Source organism: Xenophilus sp., assembly GCF_044462705.1.
Taxonomy (GTDB): Bacteria; Pseudomonadota; Gammaproteobacteria; order Burkholderiales; family Burkholderiaceae_C; genus Xenophilus; species Xenophilus azovorans.
Genome location: NZ_JBIQNC010000025.1, coordinates 1 through 18,545 on the forward strand (window position 1 = coordinate 1; position 18,545 = coordinate 18,545).

General features: G+C 72.6%; 16 protein-coding genes. 1 reads left to right on the forward strand and 15 read right to left on the reverse strand.

The window, feature by feature from the left end:
• Positions 1 to 126 precede the first annotated feature (126 nt).
• The 11 genes from ACIY1X_RS06645 to ACIY1X_RS06695 form a co-directional block, all read right to left on the reverse strand.
• On the reverse strand, positions 127 to 819 hold the full coding sequence (locus ACIY1X_RS06645) for an EthD family reductase (protein ID WP_399679170.1): 693 nt from the start codon (positions 817 to 819) through the stop codon (positions 127 to 129).
• A complete protein-coding gene (locus ACIY1X_RS06650; protein ID WP_399679172.1) occupies positions 816 to 1,793 on the reverse strand; it encodes a DMT family transporter in 978 nt (325 codons plus the stop codon). Before ACIY1X_RS06650 ends, ACIY1X_RS06645 begins: the two co-directional genes overlap by 4 nt.
• Positions 1,790 to 2,992, reverse strand: a complete 1,203-nt coding sequence (locus ACIY1X_RS06655) for an MFS transporter (protein WP_399679174.1) — start codon at positions 2,990 to 2,992, stop codon at positions 1,790 to 1,792. Before ACIY1X_RS06655 ends, ACIY1X_RS06650 begins: the two co-directional genes overlap by 4 nt.
• A gap of 23 nt (positions 2,993 to 3,015) precedes the next feature.
• Positions 3,016 to 3,987: an MBL fold metallo-hydrolase gene (locus tag ACIY1X_RS06660; RefSeq protein ID WP_399679177.1), complete on the reverse strand. Its 972-nt coding sequence runs from the start codon at positions 3,985 to 3,987 to the stop codon at positions 3,016 to 3,018.
• Positions 3,988 to 4,024: 37 nt separating this feature from the next.
• Entirely contained in the window at positions 4,025 to 5,170 is a 1,146-nt protein-coding gene (locus tag ACIY1X_RS06665; RefSeq protein WP_399679178.1) for an NADH:flavin oxidoreductase/NADH oxidase, read from the reverse strand.
• 15 nt (positions 5,171 to 5,185) lie between these two features.
• The gene (locus ACIY1X_RS06670) at positions 5,186 to 5,896 is read right to left on the reverse strand and encodes an ABC transporter ATP-binding protein (RefSeq protein WP_399679181.1); all 711 of its coding nucleotides are present in this window, start codon (positions 5,894 to 5,896) and stop codon (positions 5,186 to 5,188) included.
• An 11-nt stretch (positions 5,897 to 5,907) separates the two neighbouring features.
• On the reverse strand, positions 5,908 to 7,719 hold the full coding sequence (locus tag ACIY1X_RS06675) for an ATP-binding cassette domain-containing protein (RefSeq protein ID WP_399679182.1): 1,812 nt from the start codon (positions 7,717 to 7,719) through the stop codon (positions 5,908 to 5,910).
• A complete protein-coding gene (locus tag ACIY1X_RS06680) occupies positions 7,716 to 8,639 on the reverse strand; it encodes a branched-chain amino acid ABC transporter permease (protein ID WP_399679184.1) in 924 nt (307 codons plus the stop codon). Before ACIY1X_RS06680 ends, ACIY1X_RS06675 begins: the two co-directional genes overlap by 4 nt.
• Positions 8,640 to 8,696: 57 nt before the next feature.
• Positions 8,697 to 9,887, reverse strand: coding sequence for an ABC transporter substrate-binding protein (locus ACIY1X_RS06685; RefSeq protein ID WP_399679186.1), 1,191 nt, complete (start codon positions 9,885 to 9,887; stop codon positions 8,697 to 8,699).
• An 89-nt stretch (positions 9,888 to 9,976) separates the two neighbouring features.
• Positions 9,977 to 10,753, reverse strand: coding sequence for an SDR family NAD(P)-dependent oxidoreductase (locus tag ACIY1X_RS06690; protein ID WP_399679189.1), 777 nt, complete (start codon positions 10,751 to 10,753; stop codon positions 9,977 to 9,979).
• Between the two features lie 43 nt (positions 10,754 to 10,796).
• On the reverse strand, positions 10,797 to 12,551 hold the full coding sequence (locus tag ACIY1X_RS06695; protein WP_399679191.1) for an FAD-dependent oxidoreductase: 1,755 nt from the start codon (positions 12,549 to 12,551) through the stop codon (positions 10,797 to 10,799).
• A 138-nt stretch (positions 12,552 to 12,689) separates the two neighbouring features.
• Between ACIY1X_RS06695 and ACIY1X_RS06700 the strand changes: the two genes are divergently transcribed.
• Entirely contained in the window at positions 12,690 to 13,511 is an 822-nt protein-coding gene (locus tag ACIY1X_RS06700; RefSeq protein WP_399679194.1) for an IclR family transcriptional regulator, read from the forward strand.
• 17 nt (positions 13,512 to 13,528) lie between these two features.
• On the opposite strand, the gene ACIY1X_RS06705 is transcribed toward ACIY1X_RS06700, so the two are convergent.
• The 4 genes from ACIY1X_RS06705 to ACIY1X_RS06720 are packed head-to-tail and all read right to left on the reverse strand — an operon-like array spanning position 13,529 to position 18,510.
• The gene (locus ACIY1X_RS06705; RefSeq protein ID WP_399679197.1) at positions 13,529 to 15,010 is read right to left on the reverse strand and encodes a M81 family metallopeptidase; all 1,482 of its coding nucleotides are present in this window, start codon (positions 15,008 to 15,010) and stop codon (positions 13,529 to 13,531) included.
• Positions 15,011 to 15,025: 15 nt separating this feature from the next.
• Positions 15,026 to 16,054, reverse strand: a complete 1,029-nt coding sequence (locus ACIY1X_RS06710) for a Bug family tripartite tricarboxylate transporter substrate binding protein (protein ID WP_399679198.1) — start codon at positions 16,052 to 16,054, stop codon at positions 15,026 to 15,028.
• A gap of 30 nt (positions 16,055 to 16,084) precedes the next feature.
• The gene (locus ACIY1X_RS06715; RefSeq protein ID WP_038200177.1) at positions 16,085 to 17,047 is read right to left on the reverse strand and encodes a tripartite tricarboxylate transporter substrate binding protein; all 963 of its coding nucleotides are present in this window, start codon (positions 17,045 to 17,047) and stop codon (positions 16,085 to 16,087) included.
• A 44-nt stretch (positions 17,048 to 17,091) separates the two neighbouring features.
• Complete coding sequence (locus ACIY1X_RS06720; RefSeq protein WP_399679202.1) at positions 17,092 to 18,510, reverse strand: FAD-dependent oxidoreductase; 1,419 nt, start codon at positions 18,508 to 18,510, stop codon at positions 17,092 to 17,094.
• Between the last annotated feature and the right edge of the window lie 35 nt (positions 18,511 to 18,545).

Below are 18,545 nucleotides of genomic sequence, written 5' to 3' on the forward strand. Positions count from 1 at the left end.
CCTCCAGCGCCAGCCGGACGAACTCGCCGCGGCCCTGGATGGTGGGCCAGTAGTGCAGCTGGTAGGACGTGCGGGCGGTGCCGGTGGTCATGCCCGCAGTCTGCGCCGCGGCGGCGGCGCGCGGCGTCAGACGATGCGCCGCTCCGTCACGAGGAAGGCCGTGATCTCGGCCAGGAAGGTCTTCGCGTGGGCCATGGTGCGCCGGCCCTCGGGGCTGCCGAAGGCGGCCTCCAGCGTCGCCGTGCTCTCGAACCACAGCTCGACGATGCCGTCGATCGGCAGCTCGTCGTACCCGCAGGGCCGGCCCTTGACGCGCTCGCGGGCGACGACGACGTTCTGCCGGTAGCCCGCCACGCCGGGCATGGCGCGCACCAGGTCGGCATGCACGCGCCACTCGCGGCGAAAGCCCGCCTCGTCCAGGTCCGGCCGCCGGCGCAGGATGGACATGCGCTTGAGCAGCGTCGGGCGCTGCTGCGGATCGGGGCGGATCACCTCGACCGGCTCGGCCTCGACGATGTGCAGGCCGCCGAGGAAGTGCTGCTCGTCGTCGATCAGCCGGCGGGCCAGCGCGCCCTCGGCGAAGGGCCGCTCCTTCGCGCCGGCCGCCTCCAGCGTCAGCTGCGAGAAGCCGTCGACGTCCCACGGGCCGCGCGCGTAGTCGATGCCGCGCTGCAGGCGCTCCTGCACCACGTTCTGCCAGTAGGCCGCCAGGCCCGGCACCCGGGCGGCGAGCGGGCCGTGCTGTTCCAGCCAGTAGCGGCTGAATGTCTCGTGGCTCCAGCCGGGCTGCTGGCGGATCAATCCCATGCGGACGTTCATGTGTCCAACTCCTGTGAGGTGGTGGAAGAAGCGGGCCGCGCCGGCGGCCGGCGCGTGCCCAGCCAGGTGCCGCCCATCACGCCGGCGAAGCCGGCGGCATGCCACGGCGTGAGCCGCTCGCCCAGCAGCAGCGCGGCGAACAGCACGCCGAACACCGGCACCCAGTAGAGGAAGACGGAGGTGCGCGCCACACCGATGCGGGCGATGGCGGCGTTCCAGGCGAGGTTGCCCACGGCCGTGGCCAGCACGCCGGAGAACAGCACCAGCGTCCAGGCCCAGGCGTCGGGCGCGCGGCGCGGCGCGCCGCCGGCCGCGTCGGCCAGCCCGGCATGGGCCACCAGCAGCAGCGTGCCGCCCAGGTAGATGAGGCAGCTCACCGGCAGCGGGTCGAGGTGCCGTGCCAGCCGCTGCACGATCACGCCGCCGGCGGCGAAGCTGATCACCGCGAGCGCCAGCAGCAGATCGCCCAGCCCGGCCGTCGCCAGCCGCGCGCCGGGGTGGCTGAGCACCACCGCCGCCACGCCGCCGAAGCCCAGCGCCACGCCCGCCGCGCGCACCGCCGACAGCCGCTCGCCGAAGGCCAGCACCGCCAGCAGGGCCGACACCAGCGGGCTCAGGGCCATGATCAGCGCGCCGTTGGTCGCGGTCGATCGCAGCAGCCCCTCGGCGAACAGGATCTGGTTGGCATACACCATCAGCACCGCGCAGGCGGCCAGGCCGAGGGCCTGGCGCGCGTCCAGGCGCGGCAGGCGGCAGCGGCGCCAGGCCAGCAGGACGGCCAGCGCGGCGCAGGCCGTGACCATGCGCACCGCCGCCAGCGCCGTCGGGTCGAAATACGCGGTGAGCGCCTTCACGGCCGTGACGTTCAGGCCCCAGATCGCCATCGCCGCGATCAGCGCGGCCTGGGTGGCGCGCGGCGAGGCGGCGCGCCCCGGCCCCACGGCCGTGGCAGGTGTGCAGGCGGGTTCGCTCACGACGCGGCCCCGGCCGGCCGCACATGGCGCCCCAGCAGCACGGCGGCCATCAGCCCGAGCGCGCCCAGGGCGAGTGCAGCGACGGCGAAGACCGCCGGCGCCAGGCCGCGGTCCACCGCCCACGCCGCCGCGGCGACGCCGCCGGACTGGCCGAAGAACAGCGCGCAGGCGAACAGCGCCACCGCGCTGCCGCGCGCCGCCGGCACCATCTGCGTGGCCTGGGTCTGCAGCGTGTTGTGCAGCGCGTAGTAGCCGAAGCCCGCCAGCAGGCAGGCCGCCAGCGCCACCGGCCATGCCGGCAGCCAGGCCATCAGGCCGAAGCCGGCGGCCAGCCCCAGCGCGCCGGTGCGTGCCAGCCCGGCCTCGCCCACGCGCGCCAGCAGCCGCCGGGCGCCGCGGCTGTACAGCAGGCCGCCGACGCCGAACAGCGCCAGCACCGCCCCGGCGTGCGGCATCGACAGGCCGTGGCGCAGGTGAAGCTGGTGCGGCACGAAGCTGACGGCGCCGAACACCAGCGCCCCTTCGAGCGCCACCAGCACGAGGATCACGCGCGCCCAGCCGGTGCGCAGCACCTGGCCCAGTCGCGCCACGCCGGAGCCCGCCGCCGCGGGGTGCGCGGCCGCCGCCGCGCGCGGCCACAGCAGCAGCGCCGCCGCCAGGAACAGCAGCGCCAGCGCGGCGAACCCGGCCCGCCAGCCGACGCTGCCCGCGGCCACGCCGCCCAGCCACTGGCCGGCGATCATGCCGCTCACGGTGGCGCCCAGCAGCTGCGCCAGCCGTCCCTGCCGCTCGGCATAGGGCACGTGGTCGCCGACCCAGGCCATCGTCAGCGGGATCACGCCCGCCGCCGCCGCGCCGCCGGCGACGCGCGCGGCCACCAGGGCATCCAGCCCCGGCGCGCAGGCGGCGGCGAGGTGGACGGCGCAGCAGCCGAAGCTGGCGAGCGCGATCACCCGCAGCTTGCCGTAGCGGTCGCCCAGCGGGCCGTAGAACAGCTGCAGCAGGCCGTACGCGAGCGCGAAGCCCGCGATGGTGCGCGACGCCACGCCGGTGGTGACATGAAACTCCTCGGCCAGCGCCGGCAGCAGCGCATCGCAGAAGCGCATGGACAGCATCGCCGCGAAGCCGCACAGGCCGAGGCGGCGCAGCGTGGCGTCCACGGCGGCGCGGTCGAGGACGAGGCCGGAGGTGTCGGACACGGTGCGATCCGCCGCGCCCCTTCTCAGCCCTCCAGCGCCTGCCACATCTCGATGTCGCGCTCGGCCGTCCAGATGCGCGGGTGCACGTGGCCGGTGGCCTCGTCGTAGGCGCGCGAGATGTCGAAGGGCATGCAGTGGTCGAAGATCACCCAGTGGCCGTAGGCCGGGCGCAGCGCGGCGACGGCCTCCCGGTAGATGGTGCGCAGGTCCTTGCCCTCGGCCACGCCGTTGTTCACCAGCGTGTAGACGTCGGAGATGAAGGCGCGGGTGGAGCTGATGGCGCGGCGCACGTCGGCCGCGCTCTCCAGCGCGGCGCCGCGGCCGGGCACCAGCTTCTCGAAGCCGAAGGCGGCCAGGCGGTCCAGCGTGGCGGGCCAGTCGCGGAAGTAGCAGTCGCCCGCGTAGGCGGTGCTCTGGTACTCGACCAGGTCGCCGGCGAAGCAGATCTTCTGGTCCTCCAGGTAGGCGATGGTGTCGCCCTTGGTGTGGCCGCGGCCGATCTGCGCGATCTTCACCTCCAGCGTCTTGCCCAGCCACACGCTCATGGTGCCGTCGAAGGTCATGGTCGGCCAGGTCAGGCCCGGCGGCACCGACTCGACGTTGCGGAACAGGCGCGGGAAGCGGCCGATCTCGCTGGCCTTGTCCTGCTCGCCGCGCTCGACGATCAGGTCGTAGGTGTCGCGGCTGGCGATGATCTCCTGCGCGCCTTCCTTGAAGTAGGCCGAGGCGCCCAGCACGCGCACCGCGTGGTAGTGCGACAGCAGCACGTACTTGATGGGCAGCGGCGTCACCTCGCGGATGCGGCGGATCACGTCCTGCGCCATCGCCGGCGTGGCCTGGGTGTCGACCACCATCACGGCCTCGTCGCCGATGAACACGCCGGTGTTCGGGTCGCCCTCGGCGGTGTAGGCGTACGCGTTCTCCGACAGGCGGGTGAACGAGATCTTCTTGTCTTCCAGGTCGCCGGCGGAGGCGAATTGCTTGGTCGTGCTCATGGCCATCTCCAATGATGAAAAGTGAATCGGTCGGCAGTCAGTCCGCCGCCCCCTTCAGGCGGTCGAGGACCAGCTGCCGCTTCTGCAGCCAGACGCGGTGGCGCAGGTGCCAGTCGCCGAACTGCGGGTCGGGCTGCAGCGCCGCCTGCGCATGCAGCGGCCAGTAGGGGTCGTACAGCGCCTCGCGCCCGATGGCGACCAGGTCCGCGGCACCGGACGCGACGATCTCCTCGGCCTGGCGCGGCTCGACGATCATGCCCACCGCCTGTGTCAGCACGCCCGTGGCCGAGCGTACCTGCCGCGCGAACGGTACCTGGAAACCGAGACCTCGGGGCACCGGCAGCGCGCGGGTCTGCTCGGTCAGGCCGCCGGAGGAACAGTCGATCACGTCGACGCCGCAGTCCTGCAGCTGCCGCACCAGCGCGATGCTGTCCTCGACGCCCCAGCCGCCGACGGCGCCGTCCACCACCGAGAGGCGGCACCACAGCGGCTTGTCGCCGGGCCAGGCGGCCCGCACCTCGCGCGCGATGCGCAGCGCCAGCCGCATGCGTCCCTCGCGGCTGCCGCCGTGCTCGTCGGTGCGCAGGTTGGACAGCGGCGACAGGAAGCTGGCCGCCAGGTAGCCGTGGCCGAAATGCAGCTCGACCACGTCGAAGCCCGCCGCGTCGGCGCGGCGCGCGGCGGCGGCGAACTGCGCCACCACCTCCTCGATGTCGGCGCCCGACATGGCGCGCGGCACCGACCAGCCCTCCCCCGCCGCCACGGCGCTGGGGCCGATGCGGACCCAGCGCGGATCGGCCTCGGCCATCTGCGCTTCGCTCAGGGCCTCGCCGCCTTCCCACAACGCCTTGCTGCCGGCCTTGCGCCCCGCGTGCCCGAGCTGCACGCCGATGGCCGCGCCATGCGCGTGCACGAAGTCCACCACCTCCTTCCACGGCGCGACGTGCGCGTCGTCCCAGAGGCCCGCGTCGTCCCTGCCGATGCGGCCCACCGGCGAGACGGCCGTGCTTTCGGTCAGCACCAGGGCCGCGCCGCCCAGCGCGAACTTGCCCAGGTGCACCAGGTGCCAGTGGTTGGCGAAGCCGCCTGGGGCGGCGTGCTGCATCATCGGCGAGATGACGATGCGGTTCTTCAGGCACAGCGACCGCACCTGCAGCGGCGCGAAGAGCGCGGAAGAGGACATGCGCCGCACCCCGCCTCAATGCGACCCGAGGTAGGCCGCGCGCACGGCCGGGTCCCTGAGCATCTGCGCGCCGGTGCCCTGCGCGGTGATCAGGCCGGTCTCCAGCACGTAGGCGCGGTCGGCCACGGCCAGGGCCTGGTTGGCCATCTGCTCGACCAGCAGGATCGTCAGACCGGCTTCGCGCAGGGCCGCGATCGACTTGAAGATGTCGGCGATGATCAGCGGCGCCAGGCCGAGCGAGGGCTCGTCCAGCAGCAGCAGCCGGGGCTCGCTCATCAGGGCGCGCGAGATCGCCAGCATCTGCTGCTCGCCGCCGGACAGCGTGCCCGCCAGCTGGTCGGCACGCTCGCGCAGGCGCGGAAAGCGCCGGAACTCGCGGTCCACCAGCTTGGCGATGCGCCCGGCCTCGCCGCGGATGGCGTAGGCGCCCAGCAGCAGGTTCTCGTACACCGTCTGGTCGGGGAACACGCCCCGGCCCTCCGGCGACAGCGCCACGCCGAGCCCCACGCGCTTGTGGGCCGGCACGCGCGCGCAGTCCACGCCGTCGATCAGCAGCCTGCCGCCGGCCAGGGGCTCCAGCCCCACGATGCCCTTGAGCAGCGTGCTCTTGCCGGCGCCGTTGGCGCCGATGATCGTGACCACCTCGCCGGCGCGCACCTCCAGCGACACGCCCTTGACGGCCTCGATGGCGCCATAGGACATCCGCACGGATTCGAGTCTGAGCATGACGTGTCTCCTCAGGCGGCCGCGCTCTCGCGCGGCGCGGCGACCTCGGCCGCGGGCGTTTCCGGCGCTTCCACGCCCAGGTAGGCCTGCACGACCTTCGGGTCGGCCTGCACCTCGGCCGGGGTGCCTTCGGCGATCTTGACGCCGTAGTCCAGCACGATGACGTGGTCCGAGATGCGCATCACCATGTCCATGTGGTGCTCCACCATCAGGATGGACAGGCCCATGCGGCTGATCTGCACCAGCAGGTCGCCCAGTTCCTGCGTCTCCTGCGGGTTGAGGCCGGCGGCGGGCTCGTCGAGCAGCAGCAGCTCGGGGTCGGTGGCCAGCGCGCGCGCCAGCTCCACGCGCCGCTGCAGGCCGTAGGGCAGGCTGCCCGCGGGCGCATCGGCCAGGTGCGACAGCCCCACCAGCTGCAGCAGCGCGCGCGAGCGGCTGCGCGCCGCGGCCTCCTCGCGGCGCGAGGACGGCAGCGCGAACAGCGCGCCGAAGAAGCCGTTGCGCATGCGCGAGTGACGCCCCAGCATCACGTTGTCGAGCACGGACAGCTCGGCGAACAGCCGCAGGTTCTGGAAGGTGCGCCCCATGCCCATCGCGCAGATCGCGTGGGCGGGCGCGCCGACCGTGCTCCGGCCGTCGAAGCGGATCTCGCCCGCGTCCGGCGCGACGATGCCGGTGAGCATGTTGATCATCGTGCTCTTGCCCGCGCCGTTCGGGCCGATCAGCGCATGCACGTGGCCGCGCCGCAGGCAGTACGACACCTGCTGGGCGACCTTGACGCCGCCGTAGGCCTTGGAGACGTCCTTCACCATCAGCAGGTCGGCGCCGGCCCAGCTGCGCAGGTTCAGGCGGATCTCGCCGACGTCCTGCGCCGGCGCCGCGCACCGGGCCCTGCGGCGGCCGAGCAGCTGGTTCACCACCCCCATCACGCCGCCGGGCATCGCGTACAGCGCGAACAGCAGCAGCGCGCCGTACACGAAGTGCTGCACCGAGGGCCAGTTCGACAGCGCCGCCTCGATCAGCGTCAGGCCGACGGCGCCCACCAGCGGCCCGTAGGGCGAGCCGACGCCGCCGAACAGCACCAGCAGCAGGATGAAGATCGACAGGTGGAAGGTGATGAAGTCGGAGTTGATGTACTGGTTCTGCTGGGCCACCAGCGCGCCGGCCAGCCCGCAGGTGACGGCGGCGACGACGAAGGCCATGACTTTCCCGCGGTACACCCGCACGCCGACGGAGGACGCCGCGATCTCGTCGGCCTGCAGCGAGAGCCAGGCGCGCCCGAAGCGGCCCGAGACCAGGTTGCGCACCAGCAGGTGGGCCAGCGCCGACAGGCCCAGGGCGAACCAGACCCACTGGTTCATCGTCAGCGGCTGCTCCTGCCAGGTGGGCGGCCGGATGCCGAACAGGCCCTGCGCGCCGCCGAACACCTCGGTCCATTCGGTCACCAGCTTCTCGACCACGATGCCGAAGGCCAGCGTCACCATCGCCAGGTACGGGCCCTTGACCCGCAGCGAGGGCAGCGCGATGAGCACGCCGCACACGCCCGCGATGGCCGCGCCCAGCGCGAGCGCCAGCCAGGGGTCGATGTCGGTGTGGATGGTGAGCAGCGCCACCGCGTAGGCGCCGGCGGCGAACAGGCCCGCCTGGCCCAGCGACTTCTGGCCCGCATAGCCGACCAGCACGTTCATGCCCACGCCGCACAGGTAGTACACGCACATCATGAAGGCGATGCGCAGGTAGTAGTCGTTGGAGATGCGGCCGGTGGCCGCCGCCAGCACGGCGACCGCCGCCACGACGGCCAGCAGGTGCTTGAGGCCCTTCATACCTTCTCCACCATGCGGGTGCCGAACAGGCCGTTGGGCCGGAAGGCCAGCACGAGGATGACCAGCAGGAAGATCACGACCTCGCGCCACTGCGCCGACCACAGGTTGACGAAGGACTCCAGCACGCCGAGCAGGAAGCCGCCGACGACGCAGCCGCGGGCGTTGCTCAGCCCGCCGATCATGGCCGCCGAGAAGCCCTTGAGCCCCACGGCCAGCCCCATGAACAGCGAGGCCTGCGCGATCGGCGCCAGCAGGAAGCCCGACAGCCCCGCCAGCGCGGAACTGATGACGAAGGCGCCCACCATGACCAGCGTGACGTTGATGCCCATCAGGCTGGCGACACCGGGGTTGTGCGCCACGGCGCGCATCGCCTTGCCCATCGTCGTGCGGCGCATGACGTGGTCGAACGCGAGCATGACGAGCACCGAGACGGCGAGCATCAGCATCTCCTGCGGCCGCACGCCGACGCCCAGCATGCGCACCACGCTGTCGCCGACGGGGCTGGGCACCACCACCGGCTTGGGCCCCCAGATGGCCAGGCCGATGCTCTGCAGGATGACGCCGAAGCCGAGCGTGCTCATCACCCAGGCCATGCCGGGCCGGCGCGCGAAGGGCCGCACGCCGACGAGGAACAGCAGCCAGCCGATCAGCCCCATGACCGCCAGCGCCGCGATCAGCGCCGCGGCCTGGGCAGCCAGGCCGGGATCGCCGCCGCCGAAGGAGGTGGAGGTGAGCGGCTTGCCGACGGCCAGGAACAGCACGCTCATCCCGATGAATGCGCCTGCCGACACGAACTCGCCGTGCGAGAAGTTCAGGGTCTTGGTGGTGGTGAAGGTGACGCTGAAGCCCAGCGCCACCAGCGAGTAGGCACTGCCCACCGCCAGGCCGCTGATCAGCGCCTGCAACAAAGCTGCATCCATCGTCCGTCTCCAGTGGGTGAGGCGCCGGGCAGACCCGCCCGGCGCCCCGGGCCGCCGTCAGCGCTTGTAGTCCTCGGGCTTGAGCGCCTTGACGACGTCGTCGCTGAACTCCACCAGCCGGTCGCCGTCCCACTTCACGAAGGCGAGGTCGCCGGCCACCAGGCCCTCGTGCACGGTCTTGCTGAACGGCTTGGCGTAGGTCTTCTTGACGCCCTCGACCGGCTTGGCCAGGTTCTCCAGCGCCTCGCGCACCTTGGCGCCGTCGGTGGTGCCGGCCTGCTTCATCGCCTCGGCCACCAGCAGCGTGGCGTCGTAGCCGTGGATCACGAAGGGGAAGGCGCTGGGCGCGGCCAGCTTCGAGGCGGTGCGCTCGAAGAGCTTCTTCTGCGCCGGCGTGCTGGGGCTCACGATGGTGCGCATGAAGATGGGCTTGCCGGCGAGGTTCTTGCCGGCCGCATCGAAGAAGGTGATGTTGTCGGCCGCCCAGGAGCTGAGCATGGTCGGGAAGTAGTTGATCTTCTCCATGCTGCGCACCAACTGCCCGGTGGGCGTGCCCTGCGCCCACACCAGGATGGTGTCGACGCCGGCCGCCTTCATCTTGTTGAGCTGCGAGGTCATGTCCGTGTCGCCCACGCCGAACTTCTCGGTCGCCAGCGGCGTCAGCCCGTGCAGCTTGGCCACTTCCTCCAGGTCCTTCAGGCCGCCCTGGCCGTAGCCAGTGGTCTCGCCCATCAGGCCGATCTTCTTGGTGCCGCTGCGGGCCGCGTAGGCGACCAGCGCGGCGACCTGCTCGCGGTCGACCATGGACACGCGGAACATGTAGTTGTCGGCGCCGGGGCGCATCGGCTTGGTGATGTCGGTGCCGGAGCCGACCATCCCCATCGAGATCACTTTCTTCTGGTTGGGGATGTGCTTCCACGCCAGCGCGTTGCCCGAGTTGGTCGGCCCGAAGACCACCGCGACCTTCTCGTTGTCGATCAGGTCGCTCATGTTCTGGATGGACTTGGGCGGCTGCGACTGGTCGTCGCGGATCACCAGCGCCAGCTTGCGGCCGAGCACGCCGCCGGCGGCGTTGATGTCGGCGATGGCGGCCTCGATGCCGAGCACGCCGGCCTTGCCGCTCTGAGCGGAGGGCGAGGCGGACAGGTCGCCGTTGAAGCCGAGCTTGATGTCCTGCGCGCCCGCGGCGGCGCACAGGACGATGCTCGATGCGATCACGGTCCGCTTGAGGTAGTTCGAAATGCTCATGGCTGTCTCCAGTGGCGGTGTTGTCGGACCGGGGGCGGTCCGGGGTTGCGAGATGCGGGATGGCGTGGTGGCGAAGGGATGCGGCGCGCTCAGGCGGCGAGGAAGCCGCCGTCCACCGGCAGCGTGACGCCGGTGACGTAGCTGGCCATGTCGGAGGCGAGGAAGACCACCGGGCCCACCAGTTCCTCCGCCTGGCCCACGCGGGCCATGGGGGTGCGCATCATGAAGCGGTCGAGCCGCTCGGGCGCCTCGCGGGTGTAGGAGGTCATGGGCGTCTCGATCACGCCCGGCGCGATGGCGTTCACGCGGATGCCGTCCGGGGCCAGCTCCACGGCCAGGGCCTGCGTCATGAGCCGGACGGCGCCCTTGGAGGGCGAGTAGCCCACGCTGTGGGGAATGCCGGCGCTCGATGCGATCGAGGCCACGTTGATGACCACGCCCCGGCTCTCGCGCAGCGCCTCCAGCCAGGCGCGCGTCGGGTGGAAGGTGCCCATGACGTTCACGTCCAGCGTGCGCTCCAGGTTGGCCGCGGCCTTCGGGCTGTCCAGGCCCTCGCGGATGATGATGCCGGCGTTGTTGACCAGGATGTCGACGTTGCCGACCTCGCCGGCCACGCGCAGCGCGAGCGCCTCGCAGGCGTCGCGCGAGGTGACGTCGAGCCGGTAGGCGTGCGCCTGGCCGCCGTCGGCGGCGATCTGCGCGGCGACGGCCCGTGCGTTGTCCTCGTCGAGATCGGTGACGACCACCCGGGCGCCGGCAAGCGCCAGCCCCCTGGCGATGGCCTTGCCGTTGCCCTGGCCGGCGCCGGTCACCAGCGCGATGCGTCCCTGCAGCACCTGGGGTGCCATGCGTTCGGAAATGTCCATGCGATGCGTTCGTGTGCGAAGAAGCTGTGGATGCGGCGTGCGCTCAGGCGTGCGCGGGCTGGCGCGTGTCGGCCGGGTGCACGGCCTGCGCCGTGGCCGGCGGCTGCTGCCGGGCCAGCGCCCGGCCGGCGACGTAGCCGAAGGTGAGCGCGGGGCCGAGGGTGATGCCGGCGCCCGGGTAGTTGCCGCCCATGATGCTGGCGGCGTCGTTGCCCACCGCGTACAGGCCCCTGACCGGGCGCCCGTCGCGGGTGAGGACCTGGCACGAGGCATCGGTCGACAGGCCGGCGAAGGTGCCGATCTCGCCGACGGCGAGGCGGATCGCATAGAAGGGGCCCTTGCGGATCGGCGCCATGCAGGGGTTGGGCTGCACCAGCGAGTCGCCCTGGTAGCGGTTGTAGGCGGTGCTGCCCTTGGCGAACTTCGTGTCCACGCCCGTGGCGGCGTCGCGGTTGAAGGTGTCCACCTCCTCCTGCAGCGCGGCGTAGGGCACGCCGATCTTCCCGGCCAGCTCCTCCAGGCTGCGGCCGCGCCGCAGGTAGCCGGAGCGCAGGTGCTTGCCGATCGGCAGCGGGAAGGGGGCGACGCAGCCCAGGCCGTACTCGCGCAGGTGCGGGTGGTCGCAGATCAGCCAGCAGCTCACCTCCGGCGCGCCCTTGCAGGCCCTGACCAGGTCCTGCACGAAGTCGTGGTACGACAGCGCCTCGTTGGTGAAGCGCCGGCCCTGGCGGGTGACGGCGATCACGCCCGGCTTGGCGCGGTCGATGAAGTGGGGCATCACGCCCTCGCTGCCGTCCTTGCGCCGGGTGACGGAGGTGGGGCACCAGGCGGCCGCGTTGGGGATGGTCGGATCGACCCAGCCGCCGACCGATTCGCCCAGGCGCAGGCCGTCGCCCGTGTTCAGCGCCGGCGAGGGCGTGAAGTGCTCCCGCCCGGTGGGCGCATGCGGGAAGAGCTGCCTGCGCCGCTCGATGTCGTAGGGGAAGCCGCCGCAGGCCAGCACCACGCCGCGGCGCACCCGCACGTCCACCGGCGTGCCCTCGCGCATCACAGTGGCGCCCACCACGGCGTCGCCCTCCACGATCAGCTTGCGCACCGGCGAATCCAGCCAGACCGGGATGCCCAGGTCCATGCCGGCCTTGGCCAGCCGGCCGGCCAGCGCGTTGCCGTTGGTCAGCGTCATGCCGCGGCCGTGGCGCATCACGTCCAGCAGGTGGCCGCCGAAGCGCTTGGCCACGTACCAGAACGATTCCAGCGACTTGAACGCGCGCAGGAAGTGCCACAGCTCCTTGCCGGAGCCCAGCATCATCCCGAACACCGTCAGCTCGGGCACCGGCGGCGCCAGCTGGGCGACGCGCTGGCCCAGTTCGCGGGCGTCGAAGGGCCGCGTCACCATCGAGCGGCCGCCGGGCTGCCCGCCCGGCGCCTCGGCGTGGTAGTCGGGGAACACCGGCGGCATGTCGAACTGCACGCAGGTCTTGCCGGTGAAGAAGTCGATCGCCTTCGGGCCGTTCTCGATGAAGGCGTCCACCCGCGCCGCGTCGAAGTGCGTGGTGGCCTCGTGCTGCAGGTAGGCGCGAGCGGCGCCCGCCGGCTCCTCGATGCCCTGCTCCTTCGCCAGGCGCGTGCCCGGGATCCACAGCCAGCCGCCCGAGCGCGCCGTGGTGCCGCCGTAGACCGGCGCCTTCTCCACCACCAGCACCTTCAGCCCCTCGTGGGCGGCCGTGACCGCCGCCGCCATGCCGGACGCGCCGGTGCCCACCACCAGTACGTCGTATTCCGTTTCCTGCTTGCTCATTGACTGCTCCGTTCCAGGGGGCGCGCGCCGCCGGCCGCGCCCCAATGGCGTTAGTATCTTGCTAACGCATTTACTATGTGCTGATGGTTTACCCTTATCGAATGCGATCAGTAGAATCTAAAAGTTAGGAGACCGACGATGAATGCAGTTCAGGACGGCGACGGCGACGCGGGCTCAGAAAAAGAGCGCCGCGGCATCCAGTCGATCGAGGCGGGCGGGCAGCTCCTGCTGGCGCTGGGCGCCCAGGGCCGGCCGATGCCGCTGCGCGAGCTGGCGCGCGCGGCCGACATGGCGCCGGGCAAGGCGCACCCCTACCTGGTGAGCTTTTCGAAGCTGGGCCTGGTCACGCAGGAGCCCTCGACCGGCCACTACTGGCTGGGCCCGACCGCCATGCAGCTGGGCCTGGTGACGCTGCGCATGCTCAACCCGGTGCGCGAGGCCATCCCCTTCGCCGAGCGCCTGGCGACGCAGCAGGGCCACAGCGTCGCGCTGTCCGTGTGGGGCAACCAGGGGCCGACGATCGTGTTCCTCTTCGACGCGATCTACCCGCTGCACACCAACATCCGCACCGGCACCGTCATGTCGCTGGCCGGCACCGCGACGGGCCGCCTGTTCGCGGCCTACCTGCCGCCCCGGCTGATCGAGGAATCGCTGCGCGAGGACAACCGGCGGCTGGGCCCGGACATCGCCAAGCCGATCGAGGCGGAGCAGCTGCAGCCGATGCTCAACGAGGTGCGCCGGCACGGGCTGTCGCGCTCGGTCAACAACCCCACGCCGGGGGTGTGCTCCTTCGCGGCGCCGGTCTTCGACTACTCGGGCAACATCGTGCTGGGCATCACCCTGATGGGCCGCTCGTCGTCGTTCGACCCGGACTGGGACGGCCCCCAGGCCAAGGCTGCCCGCGCCTGCGGCGCCGAGGTGTCGAAGCGGCTGGGCAACCTGACGCCGCGCACGGGCTGAGGCGCGGCGCCCGCGCCTCAGGCGGCGGGGCCGGGCCGCACGCCGGGACGCAGCCGCCTGTACGGGTAGCGGGCCGGGTCCGCCGCGGCGTCGCCGGGCGCCTCGACCAGCAGGACGTCGCGGCTCAGCGGGCCGAAGTCCGCGCGGAAGTGGCAGGTGCTCTTGAGCACCAGGATGGCGGCGCGCGCCGGGTCGGCGCCGAGGTGGTGGAACGGCGCCGGGTCGAAGGCCTGCATGCGGGTGGTGCTGACGACGACGCGCGTTCCGCCGATGCGCAGCAGCGCCATCGGGCCGAGGTCCATGCGCAGGCCGCCGGCCACGCTGCCGGTGGACACGAAGCGGCCGTCCCCCAGCCGCTCGACGACGAAGCGGCCGGCGAAGGGCGGGCGGCCCAGGGCGATGTCGATCGACGCGCCCTCCCCCGCGGCGTGGGCCGCGGCCGCCGCGTCCGCATCGCACAGGATGCCCAGCAGCGCGCCCTGCGCCTGCGCACGCACCAGCGCGGCGAGCAGGCCAGTCGTGTCCGATCCGGCCCCGGCGCCGGGGTTGTCCTGCACGTCCGCCAGCAGCACCGGCCCGGTGCCGGGCGCGCTGCTGCGTCGCATCGCTTCCTCGACGGCGGCGTCCATCGGCCACAGCGCCGCCTCGAAGTGCTGCGCTTCGTCCAGCACGGCGCGCAGCAGCCCGGCGCATGCCTCGTCGGCCGCGGACTGGCTGTCCGCATGCACCATCACGGCGGGGCCGCACCAGTGGCGGTCGTTCAGGGGGAAGCCGGCCGCATAGCAGCGGCTGACCACCTCGCCGGCATCGGCGAGCGAGCGGTCGACGATCCTGCGGCTGGGGCCGTCCAGCGTGGACTGGGCATGCAGCGGGATCAGGAAGGGCAGGTGCGCGATCGCCACGCCGGCGCAGCGCCCGCGCACCAGCAGCCGCCGGACCAGGCCCGCGGCGATCCGTCCGCACGCCACCCGGTCGACGTGCGGGTAGGTGCGATAGACCACCGCGCCGTCGATCATCCGGGCGAAGGCGGGCGACAGGTTGGCGTGGTAGTCGAGCGTGACGACGATCGGCACCTGCTCGCCCGCCACCGCACGCACGCGCCGCAGCAACTCGGCCTCCGGGTCGTCGAGACGGGGCGTCGCCATGGCGCCGTGCAGTTCGAGGTAGATGGCGTCGGGCCGCGGCGCACCGGCCAGGCGCGACACCAGTTCGCCGCACACGTGCTCGAAGGCCTCGTCGCTGACCATGCCGCCGGCGCCGCCGCTGGCCCAGGCCAGCGGCAGCAGCGCGTGGTCCTGCCCGATCGCCTGCAGGAAGCCGGTGGTCGGGAAGGCGCCCGAGCCCAGTTCGTCCAGCATCCGGGCGCCGGGCAGCAGCGGCGGGCGGTCGCGGCGCGACAGGAAGTGGTCCAGCCCCACGTCCTGCGACGGCGCGAAGGAGTTGGACTCGTGCGAGAAACCGCCGAGGGCGATGCATGCCCTTTTCGCCGCACCTGTCATGAAGCGGGCCCGCGCCTACTGCACCTGCACGCCGCTCTCCGCCACCATGGTGCGCCAGCGCCGACGCTCGTTCTCCATGAACTGCGCGTGCTGCGCCGGCGTGTTCGGCTCGCTGGGCGACAGGCCCATGTCCTCGATGCGCCGCACGACGGCCGGATCGCGCAGGGCCGCGTTGATGGCGTCGTTGAAGGCGCGCACCGCCTCGGCCGGCGTCTGCCGGGGCAGGAAGACGCCGTTCCACGTCGGCATGGCGAAGCCCGGGAAGCCCTGCTCCGCCACCGTGGGCAGGTCCGGTGCGCCGCGCAGCCGCTCGGGCGCCAGGGTGGCCAGCATGCGGACCTTGCCTTCCTGCGCGAGCTGGCGGGTCAGCGACAGGGTCATCAGCGCCAGGTCGACGCGGCCGGCCACCAGGTCGGGCGCCACGTGGCTCTCGCCCTTGTAGGGCACGTGGTTCAGGGTGACGCCCGCGCGCTTCCACAGCGCCTCCTGCGCGATGTGCAGCGTGCCCATCGGGCCCGCCGACATGTAGGACACCTTGCCGGGGTTCGCGCGCGCATCGTCCAGCAGGTCGCGCAGCGAGCGATGGCGGCTGTCGGCGGCCACCGCCATCACGAAGTCCACGTAGCAGAAGTTGCCGGCATCGACGAAGTCGCGCGCCGGCTTGTACGGCAGCGTGGGCTGCGTGTACTCCAGCAGCGCGTTGGTGCCCACGCCGCCGAACAGCGCGACCTGCCCGTCGGGCGGCGCCTTGGCGACGTAGGACGCCGCGAGCACGCCCGCCGCGCCGACGCGGTTCTCGACGATTACCGGCTGGCCGAACGAAGCTTCCATCGACTTCGCCAGCAACCGGGCGAGCACGTCGGTCGCGCCGCCCGCCGCGAACGGCACGACCAGGTGCACGGGCTTCGACGGAAAGCCCGGCTGGGCCGAGGCGCGGCCCGGCGCGCCCAGCAGCGGCAGCGCGGCAGCGGCGGCTGCGCCCAGCAGCCTGCGGCGCGACAGCCGTCGCGCGGATTCTTCCCAAGCGCGTTGCGTTTCAAGCATGCGTTCCTCCTGTTGCGTGCATTGCATCGTTCAGTCCAGCCGGATCCCGGCCTCCCGCACCACCCGGCCCCACTTGTCGTACTCGGCGCGCACGAAGCGCGCGAGTTCCCCGGGCGAGCTGCCGGCCGGTTCGGCGCCCAGCGTCGCCAGGCGCTGGCGCAGCGCCGGGTCGTTCAGCGCGCGCACCACCTCGGCGTTGAGTTTCGCGATCACCGCCGGCGGCGTGCCGGCCGGCGCGAACAGGCCGTACCAGGCGCTGGCCTCGTAGCCGGGCACGCCGGCCTCGGCGATCGTCGGCACCTCGGGGAAGGCGGCCGAGCGCTTGCCGTTGGCGACCGCGATCGGACGCAGCTTGCCCGCACGGATGTGCGGCTCCACCGTCGCCAGGTCGAAGGTCAGGTCGACCTGGCCGGCCACCACGTCGGTCACGCCCTGCACCACGCCCTTGTAGGGCACGTGCACGATGTCCACCTTCGCCATGGTCTTGAGCAGTTCGCCGGCCAGGTGCTGCGAGGCGCCTGCGCCGCCGGAGGCATAGGTCAGCTTGCCGGGGTGGGCGTGCGCGTAGGCCAGCAGCGACTTCATGTCGGCCGCCGGCACCGACGGATGCGCCACCAGCATCAGCGTGCCGCTGGCCACCAGGCCGATCGGCGCGAAGTCCTTCAGCGTGTCGTAGGGCATGCGCGAGAACAGGTGCGCGTTGACCGCGTTGGTGCCGATCGAGCCCATCAGCAGGGTGTAGCCGTCCGGCCTGCTCTTGGCGACGAAGTCGGCGCCGATGTTGCCGCTGGCGCCGGCCTTGTTCTCCACGACGAACTGCTGGCCCAGGTGCTGGCCCGCGTGCTGCGCGATGGCGCGCGCCAGGATGTCGGTCAGGCCGCCGGCCTGGAAGGGCACGACGATGCGAACCGGCGCGCTCGGGTAGTCGCCGGCTTCTGCCGAGGCAGCCAGCGCGCACGCGCCAAGCAGCACGGCGGCGATGAGCTTCTTCATGGCATGTCTCCTTTTGCTCTCTGGGTGTCCGTTGCGGGTGCGGATCAGTGCGTGCCGTCCAGGATCGCGCCCTCGGCGCGCAGCCGCGCACGCAGCGCCTGCACGTCCAGCGCGGCGAAGTCGTCGCCGCCCGTGTCGCGCAGCATCGCGGCGGCCGTGCCCACCGCCTGGCCCATCGCCAGGCAGGGGCCCATCACGCGGGCCGAGCCGTGCGCGCCGCGGTCGGCCGAGAGGATGCGCCCCGCCGCCGCCACGTTGTGCAGCCCCTTCGGCAGCAGGCAGCCCCAGGGGATGTCGTAGGAGCCGCCGCCCTGCACCGGGATGCGGACCTGCCCGGTGCCCGACTGGTGGATGTCCACGTGGTGCGAGCCCTTGCCGATGCCGTCCTCGCGCTTGCGCGCCGCCAGCACGTCCTCCTGCGACAGGCTGGCGCGCCCGTCGATGCGGCGCGTCTCGCGCACGCCCACGCGGCTGGCGATGCCGCTGTAGGCCGCCTGCTCGAAGCCGGGCACGTGCCGGCGCATGAACTCGCTGCACTGCCAGACCTGGTCGGACAGGGCCGCGAGGGTGGCGCTCAGGTCCGCCGTGCGGGTGCCGTCGATGCCGCCGACGCGCGTGGAGTTCAGGCACACCTCGCCGCGCTGGCGCGAGGTGGGCTGGATCATGATGAGCGCGGTGGGATACAGCTCGCCGCGCGCGATCGCGCCGGACACCAGCGGCCCGTCGCCCTTCAGGAACACCGTGGGCTCGCCCTGCGCCTGCGCCGCCTGCGCCAGTTCGCGGTCGGTGCGGCCCTGGCGGATCGCCTCGCTCTCGCCGAGCGCGAAATGCTCGGGATGCGCGTGCAGGAATTCCAGCAGCGGCCCGGTGCGCACGCCGGACATGCGGAACATCAGCGACACCGGCTGCAGCTCGCCGCCGGGGCCGCCCTGCAGCACCGCGCCGCCGGCGGCGCGCACGATGTCGGCGTCGCCCGAGCAGTCGATGAACAGCGGCGCGCGGATCTCCGTGCGGCCTTCCTTGTTGAGCACGTGCAGCGCGCGCACGCGGCCCGCCTCCATGCTCACGCCGGTCGCGCAGGTGTGCAGCAGCAGCCGCACGCCGGCGCGCGCGAGGGTGCGCGCCACGGCCAGCTTCATCACCTCCGGGTCCAGGCACACGTACCAGATCAGCCGCCAGTCGTTCAGCGGGCCGATGTAGCCGCCCAGGCGCTCGCACTCGGCCAGCAGCTCGCGGCCCACGCCGCCGAGGATCCACTCGCCGCGCGCGTTGAGCGCGCCGTCGATCGCCATGCCGCTGATCAGCTCGCCGCCGGGCATCGGCCCCGACTCCACCAGCGTGGTGCGCGCGCCGCCGCGCGCCGCCGCCAGCGCGGCCGCGATGCCGGCTGCGCCCGCGCCCAGCACCACCACGTCGCTGTCCGTCACCTGCGCGGCCGGCGCGAAGTCCGCTCGTGTCTCCATCTCCTGCATCTCCGTGTCTCTCCGCCCCGATCGGG